Source organism: Sphingobacterium phlebotomi, from assembly GCF_008180195.1.
In the GTDB taxonomy this organism is placed as follows: domain Bacteria; phylum Bacteroidota; class Bacteroidia; order Sphingobacteriales; family Sphingobacteriaceae; genus Sphingobacterium; species Sphingobacterium phlebotomi.
This window is the reverse complement of the sequence record NZ_VTAV01000003.1, coordinates 156,633-177,379: the sequence shown is the minus strand read 5'-3', so window position 1 is coordinate 177,379 and position 20,747 is coordinate 156,633. Positions and strand designations below refer to the sequence as shown.

The 20,747-nt window shown below is 43.8% G+C and carries 21 protein-coding genes; 8 read left to right on the top strand and 13 right to left on the bottom strand.

Annotation, left to right across the window (positions count from 1 at the left end; genetic code table 11):
* Positions 1-50 precede the first annotated feature (50 nt).
* The 3 genes from FXV77_RS07075 (at position 51) to FXV77_RS07065 (ending at position 6,674) form a co-directional block, all read left to right on the top strand.
* Positions 51-1,238 (top strand): FecR family protein, encoded by a 1,188-nt coding sequence (locus FXV77_RS07075; protein ID WP_148918520.1) that lies wholly within the window; start codon positions 51-53, stop codon positions 1,236-1,238.
* 105 nt (positions 1,239-1,343) lie between these two features.
* Positions 1,344-4,904 (top strand): SusC/RagA family TonB-linked outer membrane protein, encoded by a 3,561-nt coding sequence (locus FXV77_RS07070; protein WP_222867731.1) that lies wholly within the window; start codon positions 1,344-1,346, stop codon positions 4,902-4,904.
* A gap of 15 nt (positions 4,905-4,919) precedes the next feature.
* Entirely contained in the window at positions 4,920-6,674 is a 1,755-nt protein-coding gene (locus FXV77_RS07065; protein WP_148918519.1) for a RagB/SusD family nutrient uptake outer membrane protein, read from the top strand.
* A 53-nt stretch (positions 6,675-6,727) separates the two neighbouring features.
* Here FXV77_RS07065 and FXV77_RS07060 read toward each other — a convergent pair whose 3' ends face one another.
* Positions 6,728-7,720, bottom strand: coding sequence for a TolB family protein (locus FXV77_RS07060; RefSeq protein ID WP_148918518.1), 993 nt, complete (start codon positions 7,718-7,720; stop codon positions 6,728-6,730).
* 155 nt (positions 7,721-7,875) lie between these two features.
* Positions 7,876-9,042: an ATP-binding protein gene (locus FXV77_RS07055; RefSeq protein ID WP_148918517.1), complete on the bottom strand. Its 1,167-nt coding sequence runs from the start codon at positions 9,040-9,042 to the stop codon at positions 7,876-7,878.
* Positions 9,043-9,964: 922 nt separating this feature from the next.
* Between FXV77_RS07055 and FXV77_RS07050 the strand changes: the two genes are divergently transcribed.
* Complete coding sequence (locus FXV77_RS07050; RefSeq protein ID WP_148918516.1) at positions 9,965-10,480, top strand: RNA polymerase sigma factor; 516 nt, start codon at positions 9,965-9,967, stop codon at positions 10,478-10,480.
* A gap of 63 nt (positions 10,481-10,543) precedes the next feature.
* On the opposite strand, the gene FXV77_RS07045 is transcribed toward FXV77_RS07050, so the two are convergent.
* The 10 genes from FXV77_RS07045 to FXV77_RS22505 form a co-directional block, all read right to left on the bottom strand.
* Positions 10,544-10,987, bottom strand: coding sequence for a hypothetical protein (locus FXV77_RS07045; protein WP_148918515.1), 444 nt, complete (start codon positions 10,985-10,987; stop codon positions 10,544-10,546).
* The gene (locus tag FXV77_RS07040) at positions 10,984-11,553 is read right to left on the bottom strand and encodes a CHAP domain-containing protein (protein ID WP_246162324.1); all 570 of its coding nucleotides are present in this window, start codon (positions 11,551-11,553) and stop codon (positions 10,984-10,986) included. The genes FXV77_RS07045 and FXV77_RS07040 overlap by 4 nt, the downstream gene beginning before the upstream one ends.
* A complete protein-coding gene (locus FXV77_RS07035) occupies positions 11,472-11,858 on the bottom strand; it encodes a hypothetical protein (RefSeq protein WP_148918514.1) in 387 nt (128 codons plus the stop codon). Before FXV77_RS07035 ends, FXV77_RS07040 begins: the two co-directional genes overlap by 82 nt.
* 75 nt (positions 11,859-11,933) lie before the next feature.
* A complete protein-coding gene (locus FXV77_RS07030; protein WP_148918513.1) occupies positions 11,934-12,563 on the bottom strand; it encodes a fibronectin type III domain-containing protein in 630 nt (209 codons plus the stop codon).
* Between the two features lie 155 nt (positions 12,564-12,718).
* Positions 12,719-13,009 (bottom strand): hypothetical protein, encoded by a 291-nt coding sequence (locus FXV77_RS07025; RefSeq protein WP_148918512.1) that lies wholly within the window; start codon positions 13,007-13,009, stop codon positions 12,719-12,721.
* Positions 13,010-13,187: 178 nt separating this feature from the next.
* Positions 13,188-13,475: a helix-turn-helix transcriptional regulator gene (locus FXV77_RS07020; RefSeq protein WP_148918511.1), complete on the bottom strand. Its 288-nt coding sequence runs from the start codon at positions 13,473-13,475 to the stop codon at positions 13,188-13,190.
* Positions 13,476-13,483: 8 nt separating this feature from the next.
* On the bottom strand, positions 13,484-14,323 hold the full coding sequence (locus FXV77_RS07015; RefSeq protein WP_148918510.1) for a LytR/AlgR family response regulator transcription factor: 840 nt from the start codon (positions 14,321-14,323) through the stop codon (positions 13,484-13,486).
* Positions 14,289-15,356: a LytS family sensor histidine kinase gene (locus tag FXV77_RS07010; RefSeq protein ID WP_148918509.1), complete on the bottom strand. Its 1,068-nt coding sequence runs from the start codon at positions 15,354-15,356 to the stop codon at positions 14,289-14,291. The genes FXV77_RS07015 and FXV77_RS07010 overlap by 35 nt, the downstream gene beginning before the upstream one ends.
* Before the next feature lie 114 nt (positions 15,357-15,470).
* Positions 15,471-16,445, bottom strand: coding sequence for a hypothetical protein (locus tag FXV77_RS07005; protein WP_148918508.1), 975 nt, complete (start codon positions 16,443-16,445; stop codon positions 15,471-15,473).
* Positions 16,446-16,524: 79 nt separating this feature from the next.
* Positions 16,525-16,653, bottom strand: a complete 129-nt coding sequence (locus FXV77_RS22505; RefSeq protein WP_262713619.1) for a hypothetical protein — start codon at positions 16,651-16,653, stop codon at positions 16,525-16,527.
* Positions 16,654-17,016: 363 nt separating this feature from the next.
* Between FXV77_RS22505 and FXV77_RS07000 the strand changes: the two genes are divergently transcribed.
* The 4 genes from FXV77_RS07000 to FXV77_RS06985 all read left to right on the top strand — a co-directional run bounded on the left by FXV77_RS07000 (position 17,017) and on the right by FXV77_RS06985 (position 19,338).
* Positions 17,017-17,928 carry a helix-turn-helix transcriptional regulator gene (locus tag FXV77_RS07000; protein WP_187444046.1) on the top strand — a complete coding sequence of 304 codons (912 nt, stop codon included), beginning with the start codon at positions 17,017-17,019 and terminating at the stop codon, positions 17,926-17,928.
* A 198-nt stretch (positions 17,929-18,126) separates the two neighbouring features.
* Positions 18,127-18,336 carry a hypothetical protein gene (locus FXV77_RS06995; RefSeq protein ID WP_148918506.1) on the top strand — a complete coding sequence of 70 codons (210 nt, stop codon included), beginning with the start codon at positions 18,127-18,129 and terminating at the stop codon, positions 18,334-18,336.
* Positions 18,326-18,655 carry a type II toxin-antitoxin system RelE/ParE family toxin gene (locus FXV77_RS06990; RefSeq protein ID WP_148918505.1) on the top strand — a complete coding sequence of 110 codons (330 nt, stop codon included), beginning with the start codon at positions 18,326-18,328 and terminating at the stop codon, positions 18,653-18,655. The genes FXV77_RS06995 and FXV77_RS06990 overlap by 11 nt, the downstream gene beginning before the upstream one ends.
* Before the next feature lie 326 nt (positions 18,656-18,981).
* A complete protein-coding gene (locus FXV77_RS06985; protein ID WP_148918504.1) occupies positions 18,982-19,338 on the top strand; it encodes a hypothetical protein in 357 nt (118 codons plus the stop codon).
* Between the two features lie 41 nt (positions 19,339-19,379).
* Here FXV77_RS06985 and FXV77_RS06980 read toward each other — a convergent pair whose 3' ends face one another.
* Positions 19,380-20,738, bottom strand: a complete 1,359-nt coding sequence (locus FXV77_RS06980) for a RagB/SusD family nutrient uptake outer membrane protein (protein ID WP_148918503.1) — start codon at positions 20,736-20,738, stop codon at positions 19,380-19,382.
* Positions 20,739-20,747 lie beyond the last annotated feature (9 nt).

Below are 20,747 nucleotides of genomic sequence, written 5' to 3'. Positions count from 1 at the left end.
TATATTCATACATGTAGTGGAGGCCCACAGCGGCTTTTACCTAAATCCAAATGATGAATACAGATCGTATTGACTATTTATTACGTAAATACCACGCCAGCAAGATCACTGCTGTGGAGCGAGAGGAATTGAGTTCGCTGTTGGAGGAATTGCCTGCTGATGTATTGATTGTTGTTTTTCAAGAATTTATGGAGGCACACCTCGAACATAGCGACCGAGCGTTGGATATGGGAGATGTCGAGCGGGATATACGCGCGATTTTGAATGTGGATCGCGGTATGCGTATGCGATGGATCAGCGTAGTGGCTTCTATAGCCGCGATGCTGGTATTAGTGTCGATCGGTTACTGGATGTTTGTTCCTGATCCGGGGGGATCGGATCGGGTGGAAGTGGTCAGGGATAAGGGCAAGGAAGACCTGCAGCCCGGAGGAGAGGGCGCCATTTTGACCTTGTCTGACGGAACCAAAGTTGTGTTGGATAGTCTCGGTAACAGCGCCGTAATACAAAACACCGATGGCGTTCGGATTCAGGTCGTTGATGGGCAGATTATTTACCGCGATATCGATGAAAGGAGCAGAACCAAGCCTTTAATGAATACGATGGCTACACCCAAAGGCCGAAGGCATCAGATTGTACTGAGCGATGGCACCCGCGTTTGGCTCAATGCGGAGAGTAATATTACATATCCAGTGGTTTTTACAGCGGAGGAGCGTAGGGTGTCGGTAAGTGGAGAAGCTTATTTTGAAGTCGTCCGTCAGCCGGACAATAAGCCATTTATGGTAGAGGTCAGCGACACACAAACAAGTATTCGCGTTCTTGGAACAAAATTTAATGTAAATGCCTATCGTGATCAGGACGATATAAAAACGACTTTATTGGAAGGTAAGGTGGAGGTGGCACATCGTACGCTACACAAGACGCTGGCACCAGGACAGCAGGCTATCACCAATGTCGAAAAGGAAAATGTACGTGTGAACAACCATGTGGATGTAAACAGTGTGATGGCCTGGCGGGAAAACAGGTTCTCTTTCGATGATACTCCGCTATACATCGTGATGAAAGAACTGAGTCGCTGGTACGGCTTCGAAACCATCTATCAAGGAGAGATACCAACCTATCGGTATTCCGGAAAAATCGACAAAAACTTAACCTTTAGACAGGTGATCGGACTTTTAGGAGCGACTAATATGCAGTACGAAATCAACTCGGATAAACAAGTAACTATAATTAACAACTAAAACACAAATCTAAAAACTAAACTTATGACAAAATCCTTCTCCTATGGGAGTTATTGGCCCTGTTTTGATATGAAACAAGGCGTAAACCGATTTAAAATTTTGATAATGATGAAACTAACGGGTATGATGCTTTTTTCAGCATTGTTGACACATGCTTCTACTTTTTCACAAACGGTAACGCTAAAATCGAAGTCGCTAGCGCTTGCTGAAGCCTTGAAAGTTGTCGAGAACCAGAGTGGTTATATCTTTTTTTACAAGAGTGAAGATATCAAAGGCGTGAAGACAGGCGATGTGGACATCCAGAATGCCAATATACAAAAGGCATTGAATGTCCTATTGGGAGGTCTGCCGTTGCGTTATAAAATCGAAGGGAAAACTGTGGCTATCGTCAAAAAAGCTACTGGTCAAGGAAGAACTGCCCGTACGTTTGTTCAGGAAGAAGCTGTTGCCGCACAGGCCGATGTGACGGGAAAGGTTGTGGACGGCGATGGTACGCCGATAGTCGGCGCCTCTGTGCATATCAAAGGTACCACACGGGGCACCTCTTCAGGTCCTGATGGTACATTCAATATCAGCGCAGCTCGTAATGAAACCCTTGTGGTGAGTTCCATCGGCTTCCAAGCTACAGAGATCGTACTTGAGGAGCAGTTTGCATTAGGCAACATCGTCCTTTCCACAGCCGCTAATGAGTTGGATGAGTTGGTGGTCGTTGGGTATGGTACGCAGCGCAAAGCAAGCTTAACATCTGCCATTACGACGGTAAAGGCCGAAGAGTTAGAGCGTATAGCCCCCTCCAATCTTTCCAACACGCTTGCAGGCCGAGCACCTGGCGTAACGGTCACGAACACTTCTGGAATGAGCGGGGCGTCATCTTCCGTACGTATACGTGGCAGCTTTGCGGAGCCACTTTACGTGATAGATGGCATTGTAAGAGACAAAGCGTCTTTTGATGCTTTGGAGGCCGGCGAGGTCGATCAAATCACCTTTTTAAAGGATGGTGCTGCAGCCGCGGTATATGGTACGCGGGCTGGAAATGGGGTGGTGGTCGTCACTACGCGAAAAGGAGCCAGTCAGAAACCGATGTTCAACCTGCAGAGTAACTACACGTTCATGGCTCCAACACAGACACTGTTGGCCGATTTGACAACGGCAACGGACGAACTGATCTATCAAAACCGGGTGTCACAATTTATTTGGGAACGCGGAGATCAAGCGACACCATGGGTGGCCCCTAATGGCGATGAGGAGTTTGAATATTTTAGAGACAAGAGCTACAACGCGAACGACATTATCTGGAGGAATCCCTTCAGTCATCGGCAATCCATCAGTGTGAACGGCGGAAACGACAAAATTACCTACTATAATTTGATCAGTTACCGCGGCGAGCAGGGATCCTATCAATCGCTGGACCATCATAAATTCAACTTGCGTAGCAACGTATCGGCACGTATTTCGGACGCCTTTACCATCGACCTCAACCTGTCTGCGAATCAGCAAAATTCTAAAAAGTTCTATTGGCCGTTCAACACGTCTGCGAATGATGACGATTTCGATGTTTCCGATTTTTATCGGGTGACTTTCAATTGGCCAAAATTGTACCCATTTTATGTAGATGCAGATGGAAACCCGACGAATGATACAGATGCCTTCCCACTACAAGCGCCTGTAGGCACCTGGAGCTTATGGAATGTTATCGATCAGGTCAATGGCGACAGGTACATTAATAGAAAGATCAGGCAAGTGAATCCCATCCTGAGTTTGAATTTAAAGCTTGATAAGGTGCTAGATGGACTTTCAACCCGGTTTGTTGGAAGTTACGTAGCGGAGGATTATTTGAGAAAACGCTACATGACCTTTCAAAAAAACTACTCCTTTGCTTCTGCTAACCCGACGGGAAACCGATTTATTCCTGCGGCTCCAGATGAGAGTAGAGTGAATATTTTCAACTTCAGCCAGACGCGTCCGTTCATGGATTACACCATGGAGCGGAAATGGGAGTATCAAATGAACTGGTTCTTAAACTATATGAAAACGTTCAATAATAATCATACGGTAGACGCTATGTTGGCGTTGGAGCAGTTTGAAAGTGGGCTGACCAATGTAGAGGCCCGGGCGGAAGATCCATTAACGGACTATGATCAAATGTTTCTATACCCTACGGATAGGAACTTTCGAAATGCCAACGGTATGGAAGCACTCGAAGCTAGACAAGCCGCAATAGGCCGTGTAAACTACAATTACGCCAATAAATATATCGCGGAATTTTCATTCCGATATGATGGGACGACCTTATTTGATAGCGATAAACGCTGGGGCTTTTTTCCCTCCGTATCTGCGGCGTGGCGTTTGTCTGAGGAGGAATTCTTCGCTAATGTTAGGAATACCGTTAACGATTTGAGGTTACGCGCTTCGTACGGAAGTACAGGAAACTATTTGGACGAAAATGGAATTCCGATCAATCAGTTTACTTTCCGAGAAAACTACAGCACAGTGACCATTAATCCGGAAACAGGGGTACAGACACCCGTGCCGGGATCGGTATTTGGAAATACGTACTACAATGGGTTAAGGTATATGACGGCTCCAAATCCGAATGTAACCTGGACGGTGTCCAAAAGTTATAATGTAGGGCTTGATTTCGGTTTTCTCAACAACCGGTTGACGGGTAATCTGGATTTTTTCCTGCGGAAGGAATCCGATATCTTGGCCACGCGGGTGATGGCTGTGCCAGACAATTACGGAAGGGAACTGGCAAAAGAGAACTACGCTGCAAGAAGCTACCGAGGAGGAGAATTGACAGTGGCTTGGTCTGACCGGGTTGACGAAGTGCAATATGGCATCACCGCAAACTTGGGGTTTGCGACCAATAGATGGGACGTGATTGATGAGCTGGCTTCTTTCGGGCCGGGGGGTAACCAACATTTCAGAACGAGGATAGGCCGGCCTCACGAACCGATATTTGGTTTTCAGGCGCTAGATCTTGTGCGCACACAAGAACAATTGGATCAATTAAATGCAGACGGATATACGGTTTTTGGGAGAACACCCTATCTCGGAATGGTGATGATAGAGGATATACGGGGTGCTAATTTCACCGAAGGTGCTGACGGCAAGATCGACGAAAATGATCTGCAGCTACTGTCTCTTAACAAAGATCCTCGTTTTAATTACGGATTGGGTCTGAACGGAAGCTGGAAAGGGTTGAGCGTATCTGCCTTGTTACAAGGCGTGTTCCGATATGATCGCATGATCTCTATACAAGAAGGGCATGGTATACGCCAACATGGTGGAAATGCTCGCCCATATTATCCGATCTGGACAGATGATGTCTGGACGTACGAAAATCCAAATGCGAAATATCCGAGACCCGTGGGGTCGAACTGGTTGGAATCAGGAGGTAGCTATACCTTTGAAAATCAAGTGTTATCTTCATCGTATTGGATGCGAAGTGGGGCTTATCTAAGGCTAAGGGATCTTAATGTCTCTTATCGCTTGCCGCAAACTTTGGCGAGTAGGTTTAAATTGGATAATGTATCGGTGTTTGCGAATGGAACAAACCTCTTCGTGATCTCACCGATGACAGCGTTTCACGATCCCGAACAAAAAAACTATGATTCGTACCCCGTCATGAGAACCTTTTCGTTAGGACTTGATGTTAAATTTTAGTAAAACAGTAGAAAAATGAAAAAGTCAATCATATTGATCGCATGTGCATTTGGAATGTTGCAGGCATGCAATACCTTAGATATCGAAAATTACAGTGCAGTAGATGAGGAGCGGGTTTGGAATGATCCTAACTTGATCAATGCCTATCTCGCAGACCTTTACACCATGTTTGGAAACTGGAGCGCAGGCGCTGACGGCAACAATGATCAGGTGATCGGAATAGTTTTCGAGCCTAACCATGTAACCATTGCAAATGCGAATTTTAAATCTTGGAACTATACACAGGTTCGGAAAATAAACACCGCTATACAAAAGGTAGAAGCGAGTAACTTGGACCAATTGACCAAAGACAACATCTTAGGACAAGCTTATTTCATGCGTGCGTACGCTTATTTTGACATGGTGAAGTATCATGGTGGTGTGCCTTATGTCAAGGTACCTCAAGAACTCTCTGATGAGCTAAACGTCCCCCGTAATTCGACGCTGGAGTGTTTTAACTATATGGTGGAAGATCTGGATAAGGCGATTAGTCTTTTGCCACAAAAACTGGAAAAAACATCGGGAGATTACGGGAAAATTGACGGTAACTTTGCTACGGCCTTCAAAGCTAAAGTGTTGCTTTACAAAGCATCTCCACAATTCAACCCGAATAATCCTTATGCAAATACTTACTGGAATGAAGCCTATGAAGCGAACAAAGCAGCTTATGAGCAGCTTTTAGCCGACGGTTTTGTGCTGACAGAGGACTATAGTGATATCGCTCTGGTAGAACGCGGGCCGGAAGTCGTGTTTGCTGTGCTGAACGCATTTCCAAACAAGGTGGGGATCTGGGATTCAGCGGTGAGGCCCGGATCAGAAAGTAGAGGTGTTGCGGGAGCGGTGCCAACCTGGGAAATGGTCAAATCTTTCCCTATGCTTGATGGGAAGCAATACGACGATCCTAGTGGCGCATACTATCAGCCTGCATCTGATTTTCTGCAGCACTATTGGGAAAATCGTGATCCTCGATTCGAAAAGTCTATTGTTTGGAATGGAAAACTATATCCTGTCTCCGGCAAAGTGGGGAATAGGCAATATACTGCGGAGGGAATCGCGCATACCTTGGATTATTTTGCTACTTCTTCAGCCAATTATAACCGATATAGCGGATTTTTTATCTTGAAGAACAGCAAGTTGTCCTTGGCCCAAAGTACGGTGGATACACAATACGATGTCGATTTTGTATTGATGCGTTTCGCGGAGATCATGCTGAATTATGCAGAGGCAGCGAATGAAAAAGATCAGTTGAATGTAGCGTTGGATCTATTAAAACAGATCCGTGAGCGTGCCGGGATTGAGCCGGGTACAGATGGAAACTATGGCATCAAAGCGAGCAATAAAGCACAGATGCGCGAAGCGATTTTGCAGGAACGCCACGTTGAATTCTGCTTTGAAGGACACCGTTTTTGGGACTTACGTCGACTACGTTTGTTAGACCGACTGAACGGAACTACCGAACATGGCGTGGAAGCGAAGCCGATCAATGCGGATGGAAGTGATGTGACTGGTGACGCCGCATGGAATCAGCTGGTAGCAAAAGCAGAAAACAATGAATTAGTGGAGACTGATTTCCGTTACGTGTTGCGGCAAGTGCCCGTGACCGGTGTCACACATAATGCGATTCCTGAAACGTATTACTTCTTTCCTATCCAACAATCGGTCATCGACAAAAACCCGAAGATACAGCAAAATAATAATTGGGGAGGTACATTTAACCCAACAATAGAATAGCAGTAAAGGTGTAACCGTTTATAATCCGCCTTTTCTAAAATGAAAGGGCGGATTTAACGCCATATCACTTGACCTCCGGCCGATTCTATTTTGTCCTTTCCTTTCCATATGACGGGTATCACCCCAGGCGAGTTAGTTTCTACCGGATCTACATTATATATTTTGCCGTCGTTAGGAATTATTTTCATATACCAACTAAATCCAAAAGGACCTGTTTGTCTATAATGGGTACCGACAAGAAGATATTTTCCATCGGGAGAGAAGACAGGTACAGATTCCTTAAAATTGCTTGTCGTCACTTGTTTTAGGTTGGAACCATCCATACGCATGGTATAAATGTGTTTATCAATACGCAGGGCTAATTGCGTCCCTTTATCATTGACCGTCAACTCATCCCAATCTTGGTATTCCATCTCCTTGATCAATGTGCCGGATTGGTACGGTGCTTCTATTTTAAAAATGTAGTTTTTGTGTGTAACAAGTAGCGCATTATTAGGCAACCACTTACAGATAGCGTTAAAGGGATCTATAGGCTCCCCATTGAAATCAATCAAACGCGTGACAAACTCTCCATTTCTTTTTAAAATGGTAATGCCGTCGTCTTTATCTTTTGAAAGCATCATTATAAATGCGTTGTCGTGCGAGAGGAAAGCTTTAGCGTAAATATTTTTACCCGGGCTCGTATAGTCAAACTGCTCTATAATAGCGCCGTCAGATAGATTGCTTAGGGTTACTTTTACTATGTATTTTCCAAAGGAGCTTGCGTCTTCTGCCGTCAGCCTGTATTTTCCGTCATAGGAGATATCAAAACTATTGAGTTTGCGGTCATCCGAAATGAAGGAACCACCCGTTCCATCCGGAAGGCCCATCTTTAAAACACCTTCTGTCGCCCATTTATAATAAATTGTGCCCTGCAAATCAGTCGGATAGCCGATATTTGGCAGACCACCATCGTTGCCTCCACCCGTATCGTCAGATTTTGAGCAGCCTATATGGAACAAAAGTAAGATGATCGCAGTTGATAAGAAATAAAAATGTCTCTTCATGATTTACATTTTAAATTATACTAACCCAAATTTAGGCGTGTAAAGAACATCAATCAATCCACGAAAACTAGGATAATTACATTTTCATAGCATTTTGTCCTATTCTAGCAGTTATGATTATGGGTGACAACGATGACTGGGAAAACGAATAACGATCAATACAGCAGCCCAAAATGCCATAACGGAATCGTATTCAAAAAACCACTTTCTATATCATCTTTAACGACAAAGGCTTTTTCGGCATTTCTGATCTGTTCCCGTCCCTTGTTCTTCCCCCCTACTTCAAAATCTATCCCATCAATCTTAAAATCAGCTAAGGAAGAAGAAGAAATCTCATGCCCCACTCTCAACTGATTGATAAAAAAGGTTTCTCTAACATTTCCGATATTCTGCTTTTCTTTAGCCAAACCATAAACTAAATTTGTATTATCCAAATACACTTTATTTACCTTCCCTAGACCTCGGATACCGCCTGTTTCTTCTCTTAATTGCGCCACCATTCCGGCTTCCTCCATATACAAAAGATAATCAGCAATATTATTTCTGCTGATGGTAAGCATTTCGGCAATCTTGCTCATATTAGGCTTGAATGGTACACTTTCTGCCACAATGGCCAACAACTGTTTCAGCTTTCTGCCCGTCGAGACATTCATGTCTGCATACGTAGGAATATCGCTTTCTAATGTTTGGTTTACCACCTGCTGCAATCTCAAATCAAAATCATCTTCCATGGAGAAAGGATAATATCCTCGCTCTAGGTAAGATCTAAAAAAGCGTAGTGGATGTCGCACCGATACATTTATTTGATGGTTCAAGATTTCTTCCAAACTGAATTTTGGAACTTCGATCTGATGAAACAGCATTAAATATTCACGAAAAGACAATCCCTGCATTATATAAACCACTGCTCTTCGACTTAAATCAGAACTGCCTTTCTTTATATCGAGGACCGAAGAGCCGGTGAAAACAACTTTCAATCCACGGTGATAATCGTAAATTAGTTTTAATTCTTTAGACCAATCGGGATATTTATGTATTTCATCTATAAATAAATATTTCCCTCCGAATTTTACAAAAGTGTCTGCCAGATCTGTCAAACGGTTTTTAGCAAAATAAAAATCTTCGGCTGTTACATACAGGGTGTGACGAATATCCAGATTGTTTTTGATGTGTTGCAGCACCAGCGTCGTTTTCCCAACACCTCGAGGACCGATAAGCCCAACAAGTCTGTTTTCCCAATTAATTTGATCATACATATAGCGTTTAAATGCTACATCTGTTTCAGAAACCAATTGATTAGCGTATGCAAATAAAGTATCCATGGTATTTTCTTTTCATCAAAAATACTAAATTTTGCACTCTTATAGTGCATTTTTTCGTAAAAATCGCACTGTAAGAGTGCGTTTCTTAAAACGGTAGTTTAGCAAACTTACTTTTGTAGCTTTACTTTCTCAGATTTCACAAACACCCAAGCCTTCTGTTTCTTTTCATACCAAACTTTGTACGTGTGATTTGGCGGGACGGTGAAATTAAAAGTCAATGCTGTTGCGCAAGGGCAACTGCCTGTAGCTAAAATAAAAAATATTGGGCAACGAACACTTAATTTCTCTGATGATACGAGGGACAGAAAACTGACCACGGAGATTTGGTATCCAACCAATGATGATATAAAGCAAAGCGATAAAACCTTCTCTCCATTCAAAAGAAAGTTTACAGTCAGAGACGCGACTTTTCCCACAGCCAAGCGTCCGCTAATACTATTCTCACATGGCAGCGGGGGTAATAGACTGTCATTGGAATGGCTAAGAAGCATGTCCAAATTTAATGGAGCAAGTCCATCTTAAACACGCTCTCCCCAATAATCACGGCCGTCATCACTCCAAGAAATGTTTAGGATCTTATCCTTGAATGCTGACAAATCGGAAATACGTGGCACCTTTTTGCTGTAATTATATCTTTTTGCCAACAAATTGAGTACACAGATATATGCTCAGGGATAAATATTTATACTGAAAAACAACAAATTTTTAAATCTTAAAATGACTTAAAATTGGACTAAAAATTAACCCTAAGGTTTAATATTGACTAAAAAAAGCGGAAAAAAACGTACAAATACGTGAAAACAAGTATTTGCCGCAACAATCGCTATAATGCACCCGGAAACGCCGAAATCGCTCATTTTTTGCATCACTTTTGTAACAGTTATAACACTATGGAACAAGTTTAAATTTAAAAATTTTACCTATGACGTCTATTCAATTACAACAGCAGATCGAGCAAAGCAAATCAATTCTTACCCAGTTTGCCAGAAAGTTTACAAAGGATCCCGATGATATCCAGGACTTGGTTCAAGAAACTCTTGTCAAATCTATTAGGTACATAGACGAATATGAAAATAACCCTAAGTTTTTATCTTGGTTATACGTCATCATGAAAAACGTATTTATAAATCAATACCGTCGTGACCAGAAAAGATTGGCTTATGAGAACTCCCGTTTAAGCGATGTGCGTGACATGGGCTATAGTGAACCTTTCAGCCGAAATAATAGCGAAGGGAAGTTTACCATGAATGATATTGAATTAGCAATGAAAAAATTACCAGCTGAAAGCAGCGAAATTTTTAATATGCATATCGAAGGCTATAAATACAGGGAGATAGCGGAGTACTTTAATATGCCTGAAGGTACGGTCAAAACCCGTATACACCATGCACGAAAATTTCTACAAGCGCAGCTGTCTATATATAAATCAGCCAGTTAAAAATGTTTAACTGGCTTTCACTGGCACACACAGCAGTAAGACACGCGATAGCCTGCACCTTTCTTATCTCTGGCCTCTACGGTAAACCCTTAGATAGAGTAAGATTGCGACAATGCTTAACCCACCCAGTCCCCAAATCCACCATGGGGTGCTGTACCGGGTTCGCGATTCCTGCTCCTGTATCTGCGTGGCTATCTCCGTCCGCTGCTTTTCCCGCGAATCAACCTCGACCTGCCATTGCTGCAGGCCGAGTTGACTTTCGAGGAAATGGAGATGCCCGCCGTTGCTGATCAATCCATATTCGGGGTGGAAAAACAGCACACTGTCCGTCACGAAAGACCAGCTACGCTCCAGACTATCTTTGCCCAGCAGCTGAAAACCGTAGCGGATACCACTGCTGGCATCCGTTAAACGTATCCGAGTCGCTTCCTGCTTTGTTCTCTCTCGGTACGAGCGGCAAGACAACACCAGCGCCACCAAACACCAAATTAGTATATACCTGCTCATTCTATCCAATTTGAAAATGCATTAATAGTAGAAAGATGCCTTCTCTTGGCTAGCACCCTATTCTCTACATTGCCCTCTACCGTCAGGATATAATTGGGTTCTATACCCTGCACCAGCCCCACGTGATTGATCCGTTTGGCGCCATAGCCATAGATACCAAAGACGTCAGCGGGTTTTATCCGGACGCTTGTTTTCGAATCACGACAAGCATTGCCCCTGCAATATGTCCGGGCATTGGGAAATAGCGCCGGGCTCCATGCATTTCGAGGCTCAGGGAAACCCGCCTGCGCATAGCACCATGATACAAAAGCTGCACACCAGGCATGTCCTTTCCCTAAGCCAGTGTAGGCGAGGTATACTTCCACACGTTCTCCATCGTTATTGCCCGTTGCTTCACGAACACCGATCTCGGCCGTAGCGATTTCGATGATCCGTACGCGCATAGAATGAGCGTCATTTTCTTGACCTAACGATGTTGGCGGACTTACAATATGATGGATAGCATCCAGATTGCCGCATACAGCAGTAAAAAGAATACCGAAAAGTAAAGAATACATTGTTGCCATGATGTTAGTTGATCAATGTGATAAAATAGATTCCTGCGGAAGAGCTTAAAAGGCTTCCAAAGGATTTCCTGTAGCCATAGGCTGCAGCATACCGCAGCGATTCCGCCCAGCAAACCGAGTAAAAGCACGGATAGGATGCCGATGTCCAATACCGCTGCTGTCGGATCGATAATTTGGAAGATGGTGCCTGCGAATAGAAATAAGGCTAATAAGATCAGTAATGCCAAGCCCATTTTATGTTTTGCAGAGAGTTCCATGGCTATATCCTCGATAAGCCAAGGTGTTTTCGTTTGTAATGCTTTCATTTTTAAAAGTGTTATATTTCTTAAAAAGCCCCCCTTTCGGGGGCTTTTATCATTTCTAACTAGCACACAACGGTCCTACCTCGCCATTGTTCGTACAATCTGGCTCCAGTCGCCAATACCATGCGTATTGATTGCGCGGACGCGCGCTTCGTAATATACACCGGGTAACAAAGGTGCAATCACGTTACCCCGACTACTGGTTGTTATAAATCGCTCGCTCCAAGGTTCGTCTGGAACGTCTGCCTTACGGTACTGGTATTCGTAGAGCCGAATGTTTGGCTGCGTGTTAAAACCCAACTGTACCTGCCCAGACTGTCGACCGTCTTCTAGTTTTAAACCGTCGACGACACCGGGTGCCTGTGGCAGAACTTTCGAGCCCTGCGTCGGAAAGCCGGAGCTCAAAACCCTCGAGAAATGTCCCTTTGCGATGGAGTTCACATAGTGCCCTAGCTGTTGTAAGATTTCGGCCAGAGCCTCTTTGCTCTCCTTTTTCAAGGCATTGTCTTCGGGCGATCCGCGTTTACTGGCTGCAGCGAGCTTGTTCGCATAATCATCTGTCAAGGTCCCAACCTCTTCCAGACTGGGTATCGGAGTAGGAAAATTTGGATTTTCTCCCATAGCAGCCAAAATAGTATTTGCCGCCACTAAAATTTCGTTGTCTTTCATCTCGCCAAAACCGACGAGAGCTCTTGGTTTAATTGCCATGATTTCTTTTTTTTAATTTGAACTTTATTTACGTCCGTTTTTTCCTCGCGAGTATCTCGAACAGCACAAACGTAAAAAAGAGCCTTAGCCACCAGAGAATATTGACCCGATTTGAACCAAATTGATCCGATTTGGCCCTTTTCTGATGGCTACATTCACCAAAACGACTTGCCATTTATCCCGCAGGGGAATTCTTTTGGTCCGGTCGGGATAGCGTTTGATGCGAACGCAATTTCATTGGCACCAAACGATATACCCGATGGCCCAAACGCTCTCGCGGTTGTCGCATTTGCTTTCGCCGTTACAGCAAACGGCTGCACATTTTTTTGAAATGGTTTGTCGTTTTCAGGAGGAGCCTTGACATGGGGCACAAATGTAAACGCGTTTAAGGAAAATAACACCGTGTTTACTAAATACACGGTCATGGTTACCGCAAATGCTAACACGTTTCTTGCAAACGGAGATGCATATACAAGGAACAAACCAGTGTGTATTCCAAGCCCGTATCCATACGTTGCAGCGGCTTCTGCCTTTAGGCTAAACTAGACTATAGCAGCCTTAGAAGATAAACCCGACGACGCAGACGACAAATCGCTTGACGCATATTTCGGGATAGCAGACGGATTAAATTCGTCCCTTCCGGCGGCTTTCTTCCATCGCCTGCACGATATCTTCCTCAAAATAGAGATCAGTCCCTCCGAGCCGGATGGGCCTCAGTAAATTCGACTTCAAGTGCCGTTTATAGGTGGTTTCGCTCATCCCCAGTTTATCCATGATCTCCTGTTTAGACCAGAGTTTCCGTTCTATGAGCGATGGTTGTAAATGCTGCTGCGTTTTCACCATCGCCTTCATTAACCAATATATCTCCTGCAGAAGAGCGAAGATATCGCGTAAAACATTCATTAACATCATATTAGGGTTTATTTTTGTTCATTTAGATTATTATTTTTTCGCTTATCGATTAAATTTCCTCTCACAACGTTTTCCGCCAGCCAGTTGTCAAATAATTCATACCCACCCCGACGGGCATACTTAACAAGTGTATCCGTGCCATGGAGCTGTATCCCGCCATTGTTTAAGCCTCTAAAATGAGCGAGGGAAATCGCGTAGCTACGATGCACCCGGACGAAATTCGATTTCGGTAAACGCGGCAAAAACTTATAAAACTTCTCTTTGACTTCAAAATACCTATCCGAATCAAGCCATACCTGCGTGTTGGAATACATCGCTTCCACATAAATGATCTCTCTGTAGGGTATTTTTTTAATTTCGCCCCTTGGCAACACGATGGTGAGACATTCATTGTCGGTATCCAACGTATGGAGTCCCGCTGGGAGAAAGCGCTGCTTCACTTCATGGATAGCTTCCAAGTAGCGATCAAACGTAATCGGCTTCGTCAGGTAATCTGCGACTTTATGCTTGAAGCTGTCCACGGCAAATTTTTGGTGCGCCGTACAGATAATCACCTGTAGCTTGGCGATTTGCGGGTTTGTCTCTTTCAAATATTTAAGCTGAGGAAGAAGTTCCATCCCGCCCATCTTGGGCATCTCCATGTCCAGCAATAGGATATGAAGCTCGTTTGCTTTTACGTATTGGAGCATTTCCTCCGGATTTGTGGTTGAATAGATAAGTTTTACACCGTCTGTCATGTCTACGAAAGGTTTAACATAGGCTATGGCTTCCGGGTCGTCATCTAATATCGCTAACCGCAATTCGGTCTTTTTTTTATGTAAGGCTAAAATTCTCTTGCTTGCTCTCATATGTTATTGGAATCTCTATATTCAGATTAAACACTTCGTTTTGCACGCCATAAGATATGCGAACCAAGTTGGCGAATTGGTCTCTCAAAATATGCTCAAGTTGTCCCAAGCCTGAGCCTCCATCTCCGTAGAGCCACATGGCGCTATCCGTTATGCTATTGGTGGTGCTGATATGGATGTAGTTCCCCACCCGTCTGACCCGTAATAACGCCAACCGTCCATCTTCGAAATTCCCATGTTTATACATGTTTTTGTACAAAGACAATAAGAGTAGCGGAATGATCTGTACATCGCCCAGATCAGCAGGAACATCCAGCTTTATCTTGCCTTCCTTATATATCTTCTGCAGGTACCCGAGGTAGTAAGTTTCCTGTTTAAGCGAGACAAGTAGACGCCCCTGAGCAGACATCAATCTAGTTCCGTGGGCGAGTATCACCGCGTAGGCTTCAAATATCATAAAGGGATTCTTTGCTTTACGAAGGGCATACAACAAGCTTTGTGTAAGGTTGCCCATAAAATGCGAAATCCACTCACGCATCCGAAGATCTCTCCGTCGCGCCATCCCCTGCGTGCGATCTAACCGTCGCAAATTAAACTGGTGCTTCCCGACGCTTACCAACATTTCTACACACGCCAGACCAGCTCCTTTAGATGCGAAACTTAGGTAAAAGCCGAGGAAGTCCACGGTATAGGGGATCAAGCCTTTTTGAGAAGCATTCGAACTGTCTATGATCTCCTCCGCAAACATGTTGTTGAAACCATACAGCACCACGTAGCCTAAGCTATACAATCCTACACAAAAGGCCCCGTACCACCACCAATGCTTTGCTGATTTCCCGCTCAACACATCCCGAAGCAATTTCCTGCTGCGCATTATCACGCTTACCATCACAGGTATCATAACGCTCGCCACCAGCAAATGCCCCAAGCCGAACTTAAAAATATTGATACTGGTGATACAGATAAAGTAGATGCTCAGTAAAATTACGTGAACATAAACAGGAAAAGGTTTAAGTAAATGTCGTCTTCTCATATATATTCCAATACTGGGAAACGCAATCCGGGCCGCAGTGCGTAGGTTGGTAAATATGGGCGTTATCCCTAGGTGATTTAATCCGCTTGATAAAGGAAATGTTAAATTTATAAATTATTTATCGATTTTCGATTTTTCTTTCTCCTTGTTTATATGCATTACATATTTATCCCGCCACTTCATGAGGTGTAAGAACTCACTTTTGGTTACAGTTACAGATTGCTTAGATGCCAAATCGAACAAGAGGAACCTCCCTGCACTTTCCAAAGGGATCCATAATGGATCAGCTTCTCCTGGAGACCACCCTTCCGGTCCAATGTGATCAAATAGCTCGGGCAAAAGTTCCCATTGCAGCAGTTCTTCCGCTGTTCGCTTTTCCACGAGTTTGTAGCATGCAGCGATAGCCTGCTGGTAGTGGTCTTTGCCTTTTACAGCGATACTTTCTGTCTTATGCATATCCAACTTTCCTTCTCTATTTATTGTCAGTATTAGCGGAGAGAGCGGAATACCTGTCCAATAGCTTAGTATCGCCATACCGATACGCACTTCCATCGGTGTATTGTGCAGCCGGATCGTTGTCCAACCTTTTTGGCTGTTGCCTCCTTCCCGTCCATCAACATAACAGATCACATGAAATCCTTTTTTCAAAAGTTGCTTTAAGTGGATTAGTGAACGCGTACTCCCGCTGCGAACAAATTGCAATTCATCGGGTTCTGGTGGCCTTCCGAAGTTTTGTTCGAACTGCTGTATGTATCGGGGATACTGTTCGTCAAAAACTTCATCTTTTAGTAAGACAGCCACGCCATGGCCTCTCTTGATCAATGCCCGGGCCAACAATGCATAAGGACCAATATGGAAACAAGCCCATATACGCGGGCCTTCGCAGATAGGTAACAAGGCTTCCAATTCGGACAATAAACTATTGCCTGTCTTAAATTGCGCCTGTCGTATCCACTGCTGATGATGCGCCAATAAGCGGAAGGCTTCGGTGTAGCCCCGTAGCAATTTCCACTGGTATAATAATGCTATGCACTTTACGCTCCTGTTCCATGCGGAAGCATCTATTTCTGGATTCTGATTTGCTTTCATCGTTTATCTTAATCATTTTAGGTCTATCATTAAAAAAAAGGGCGTCCGGATCGCCCTTCCTCGCTATACGTTTATTATCCTAGATATAATACAGCTTACATTTACTGCCTGCACCATCTGCAGCCAACAGCTGAAAGGTATCGATCTGATCGAAAGCAGAAACGGCTGCGTCTGCTAGGTACTGGACTTCGAAAATAAATTGTTCCATGTTATCTTCATTATCGCGGTTCGTAAAAAGCATCTATCGGTCCCAGATAGATCGCCGCACCTATAGGTTTGTGATCACGGAAACAAATCTGATGAGTATTTAAACGACTGAGAAAAAAAAACACCGATAGCATTTTATTTATCGTGAACTGCATTCAATAGCCAAAAACGCACTTGTGGTTCGATTTGATGCACTTCAAGTACATCTGGGTGTGATCCGAGGATTTATTCTTTCATTACAGGGATTTTCGTTAGTCTAGCGGCGTAAACTGACAGACACGACATGATAAAAAGTCTACAACTTAAACTATCTATCCATTTTGGCATGCCGAGGCACGCGGCGCCAGCAGACGCCCCCCTCCCTATGATCAGCATACGCCATGCTACCGCGCAGCATTACCGTCAAGGGACCGATTTCGCCATCGCACAAGAGTTTGACGCTCGAGATTGTTATCTATACAGCTACGACATTTACCTCTTAGAAAAATTAACTATTCCTATCCGAACAGATATGGCGGATCTACACGTGTTTTATCTCCTTCAAGGTGATGGGGCGGTTACTTTGCATGCCGATACAGGCGAACCCCTTACCTCGCTTTCGCCCAAACGGGCGCGTTTCGTGTATTTGCCCAGCGAACATTATCATCTCCATTTAGCGTCCGGCAGCTATTGCCTTTTTGGCTTCTATTTTGATGGTGGCCTATTCCGTGACGGTAACGAGCGCCCTTTCAGCTTTCTGCACGATGTCATCGAAGCCTATCGGGCAAATCTTCCCGAACCTGTAGGGAGCATCGATTTCCCTGCCGGTGAGCACACGCTTAACCAGATCAGGCGCTTTTGCCAACATATCAAAAAGGGCGATATCGAAAATGAAAAGTTTGTTCTCCAAGAGCTGATCGGCTTGTTGAAACTCGCAAAAGAAAAAATATATGATGCCTATGAACGTACCTCCGATCCCGAATTGCTTATACAACGCTGCCGCGACCTGCTGGCAGGCCGTATTGCCGAGCACGGCAACGCGGTGCGCATCAGGGATATCGCCAACCAACTGCATGTCCGCCACGAGTATCTTAGCCGATTGCACCAGCAGTATTATCAGCAAAAACTGAACGACTACCGCGATGCCCTTGTTACGGAGAAAATACGCGGCCTGTTGGACGAACGGTATTCGCCGCAAGAGATCAGCCATCTCTGTGGATTTCCGGGCGTCAGCGAATTGAACCGCTACTTTAAACGAAAAACGGGGATGACGCCGCCGCAGTATCGACGGCGGTAGAGATTCACCCCATTTTGAGGTCAAAAACAAAACTAACCTTAAAAATAATATCAACTTTTGTCTAACACACACTTGATTATACGCTTTACTTTTGAAATGTCAACAAACTTATTTTACATCCGACTGTCTAATAGATATATAGAAATTATTGTGTATCTTTGATTACACTAATTTGTAGGTATTTTAAACACATTAAAAATGAAAATCGTATTAGAAGTTAAGGAGAGCAAGGTTGATTTTCTTTTGGCTCTATTGAATGACCTTCCCTATGTGAAAGCCATGCCTATCAATGATGAGGAAGACGGACGTTTCTTGGACGAAATTCGAGAAGCTGTCAAAGATGTTAATCTCATTAAAAAAGGAAAATTAAAAGGTCGTCCCGTAGAAGAGCTTTTAAATGAGTTATAAGGTAATTACAATTCGTGCCTTTGATAAACAAGCCAAACGATTGTTAAAGAAGTACCCATCCTTGAAAACAGAATTAATTGAATTGGCCACCGTCCTTAAAAATAATCCTGTACTCGGAACAGAATTGGGGAACAACTGCTATAAAATTAGGATCGGCATTGCAAGTAAAGGAAAAGGTAAAAGCGGTGGAGCCAGAGTTATTTCCCACTTTTATGTATTAGATGACACCGTAATTTTATTGTCTATCTACGATAAGTCTGAACAAGCTAATATTTCCGATAAGCAGATCATCACCCTTTTAAAACAAATCGACCAATAATCATCCCTAGCCGATATTGATTTTCGATACTAACTAAAACCTTTCGACATGAAAGACAAAGCCGTAATATCAACTTTTGCCCCTTACTGATGTCAACTTCTGCCTAACACTCGCTTGATTCTACCTTTTACTTTTGAAATGTAATTTAGGTAAAGGATAGGATCATGAGCACAACACATTACAGAAAAAAATTTGCGGTATTCCCCGGCAGGCGGGTACGCGAATAAATGCCCAAGGCACTTGCAGGTGCCTATTCTGGCGGTAGGGCATGCCGTTTGACCAAGATTAAACATAAATTAGTTAAAAACATTAAAATAAATTGCCTTATGCGCACTTTAAAAATTTACTGGCTACGCGCCAGTGCAGCAGTATTAACGTTAATGCTAGGACTTGGTTTGTTCGTGAACGCGATGGAGAAGGATGGCGGTGCAGCCACTGAAGCAAATCAGCCCACAGAAGTTCCTTATTATTATACAGGACCGGAAGCCCCGGATCTTGCTGACCTCCAAAATTTGGGAAATTGGTCTACAAGCCAAGAACCGAACCATACGTGTGGAGAAGAATCTGATATTCCGTGCTTTATCATGGCAGATTCAGAAACTAGTTTGAACAGCAAACTCCAAGCGGCGAACAATGTAGGTGATGTATTGAATGAATCTCCTTCTCGCAGGGAAAATCAGTAAATAAACCCCAGCGAAAGGAGATTAACATCAAATTATTTTAATTATCTGGGGTTCGGTTGAATCCCGGTTAAATCCAAAACTTGTTGTGGAACCGGCAAAGCAAACCGGAAATCATTGGAGGGAAGCACGTCTGTCGTTGCTCCCTCCTTCCGTTGCAAGCTTATGCCATGACCTTCACGATTTAGGCGCTTAATATCCGACCATCTTATCCCTCTCATCGTCAATTGTCTTCTTCGCTCTGTAAGAACAAAATCGAGCAGATCACCTTTCATTTGGATTTCGCCAAAATCAACACCGTATTTTGTCGGCAGGTATTCTTTAAGCATTCCCAACGCCTCTTCTTCTTTTCCCTCCCGAATAAGTCCCTCCATTTTAATGAGGTACATCTCATCAAGAGCAATGCCACTAAACATGGCGCTCGAACCACGGTAACCTGCTCTAAAACGTTCTGACCCGTCCGGGTTTTCTAGGAAGAACAGTTCCCTTCTGCTATCATTTGATTGATATAGATCCAGAAGATCTTTTGCCATTTTAGCCCTACTTTGATCCAGTACTGGTGAAGAAGCCAACGATCTGTAAAATATCACTTCTGGATTATTTTCGGGGATAGGCATCGTATAACGTGCCTCTTTATCCAACGTAGCATAATCTAATAAACCGCCGCTGTGCAGATGAATAGCGGAATCAGCGTATATTTTAGCCTTATCATAATCGTTTACGAAAAGATAGAATCTTGCTATAAATCCGTACGCCCCAGACCGTGATGGTCTGTACTTGGAAATTACTTGTAACGGAAGCAGCTCCTTTGCCTTTAACAGATCTTCTTCGATCATAGCATAAGTTTCTCCGATAGTGGAACGAACGGATTTCTCGTTAAAATTGGTATTCCTTCGGAGAGGAAGGCCATAAGGAGCATCCAACTGTTCGGGACTGTAGCCGACCGTCCATATTTCGGCAATATTAAGCATCGCCGCCGCGCGGTGCATAAGGGCCTGCCCTAAAATATCTCGGCCCATTGAAGAGTTCTTCTCTCTTTCACCCAAATCAGCGATCCCCGAAATAACCAAATTACAATAGTATATCTCCCGATACGCGTGCAACCATCCCGTAAAGCTTCGGTCATCGTGCGCAACATAATCAGACCAATTGTAAATGCCACGGTCACTGTCCACCATCTGTCCCAGGTCATTTTCCGACAGATAATAATCGTCTGTGCTCATCTCGCCTTCCATCGCAGACTTTGTCCCGATATAGGAACCATCATCCATCAGCGCCTGAAAATCTTGGAGTGTGTATGGCACTGCCAATTGTTTATCTGATTTTTTCTCCAAGAAATCCGTACAGGAAGATAACAATCCTGCTAACACTATAATTCCAGTAAATTTTATATCATGTTTCATTGCTCATTC

Bases quoted from the DNA above. Each gene is read 5' to 3' on its own strand.
- FXV77_RS07075 (WP_148918520.1), top strand. From the start codon at position 51: ATGATGAATACAGATCGTATTGACTATTTATTACGTAAATACCACGCC.
- FXV77_RS07070 (WP_222867731.1), top strand. From the start codon at position 1,344: ATGATGAAACTAACGGGTATGATGCTTTTTTCAGCATTGTTGACACAT.
- FXV77_RS07065 (WP_148918519.1), top strand. From the start codon at position 4,920: ATGAAAAAGTCAATCATATTGATCGCATGTGCATTTGGAATGTTGCAG.
- FXV77_RS07060 (WP_148918518.1), bottom strand. From the start codon at position 7,720: ATGAAGAGACATTTTTATTTCTTATCAACTGCGATCATCTTACTTTTG.
- FXV77_RS07055 (WP_148918517.1), bottom strand. From the start codon at position 9,042: ATGGATACTTTATTTGCATACGCTAATCAATTGGTTTCTGAAACAGAT.
- FXV77_RS07050 (WP_148918516.1), top strand. From the start codon at position 9,965: ATGACGTCTATTCAATTACAACAGCAGATCGAGCAAAGCAAATCAATT.
- FXV77_RS07045 (WP_148918515.1), bottom strand. From the start codon at position 10,987: ATGAGCAGGTATATACTAATTTGGTGTTTGGTGGCGCTGGTGTTGTCT.
- FXV77_RS07040 (WP_246162324.1), bottom strand. From the start codon at position 11,553: ATGGCAACAATGTATTCTTTACTTTTCGGTATTCTTTTTACTGCTGTA.
- FXV77_RS07035 (WP_148918514.1), bottom strand. From the start codon at position 11,858: ATGAAAGCATTACAAACGAAAACACCTTGGCTTATCGAGGATATAGCC.
- FXV77_RS07030 (WP_148918513.1), bottom strand. From the start codon at position 12,563: ATGGCAATTAAACCAAGAGCTCTCGTCGGTTTTGGCGAGATGAAAGAC.
- FXV77_RS07020 (WP_148918511.1), bottom strand. From the start codon at position 13,475: ATGATGTTAATGAATGTTTTACGCGATATCTTCGCTCTTCTGCAGGAG.
- FXV77_RS07015 (WP_148918510.1), bottom strand. From the start codon at position 14,323: ATGAGAGCAAGCAAGAGAATTTTAGCCTTACATAAAAAAAAGACCGAA.
- FXV77_RS07010 (WP_148918509.1), bottom strand. From the start codon at position 15,356: ATGAGAAGACGACATTTACTTAAACCTTTTCCTGTTTATGTTCACGTA.
- FXV77_RS07005 (WP_148918508.1), bottom strand. From the start codon at position 16,445: ATGAAAGCAAATCAGAATCCAGAAATAGATGCTTCCGCATGGAACAGG.
- FXV77_RS22505 (WP_262713619.1), bottom strand. From the start codon at position 16,653: ATGGAACAATTTATTTTCGAAGTCCAGTACCTAGCAGACGCAGCCGTT.
- FXV77_RS07000 (WP_187444046.1), top strand. From the start codon at position 17,017: ATGATCAGCATACGCCATGCTACCGCGCAGCATTACCGTCAAGGGACC.
- FXV77_RS06995 (WP_148918506.1), top strand. From the start codon at position 18,127: ATGAAAATCGTATTAGAAGTTAAGGAGAGCAAGGTTGATTTTCTTTTG.
- FXV77_RS06990 (WP_148918505.1), top strand. From the start codon at position 18,326: ATGAGTTATAAGGTAATTACAATTCGTGCCTTTGATAAACAAGCCAAA.
- FXV77_RS06985 (WP_148918504.1), top strand. From the start codon at position 18,982: ATGCGCACTTTAAAAATTTACTGGCTACGCGCCAGTGCAGCAGTATTA.
- FXV77_RS06980 (WP_148918503.1), bottom strand. From the start codon at position 20,738: ATGAAACATGATATAAAATTTACTGGAATTATAGTGTTAGCAGGATTG.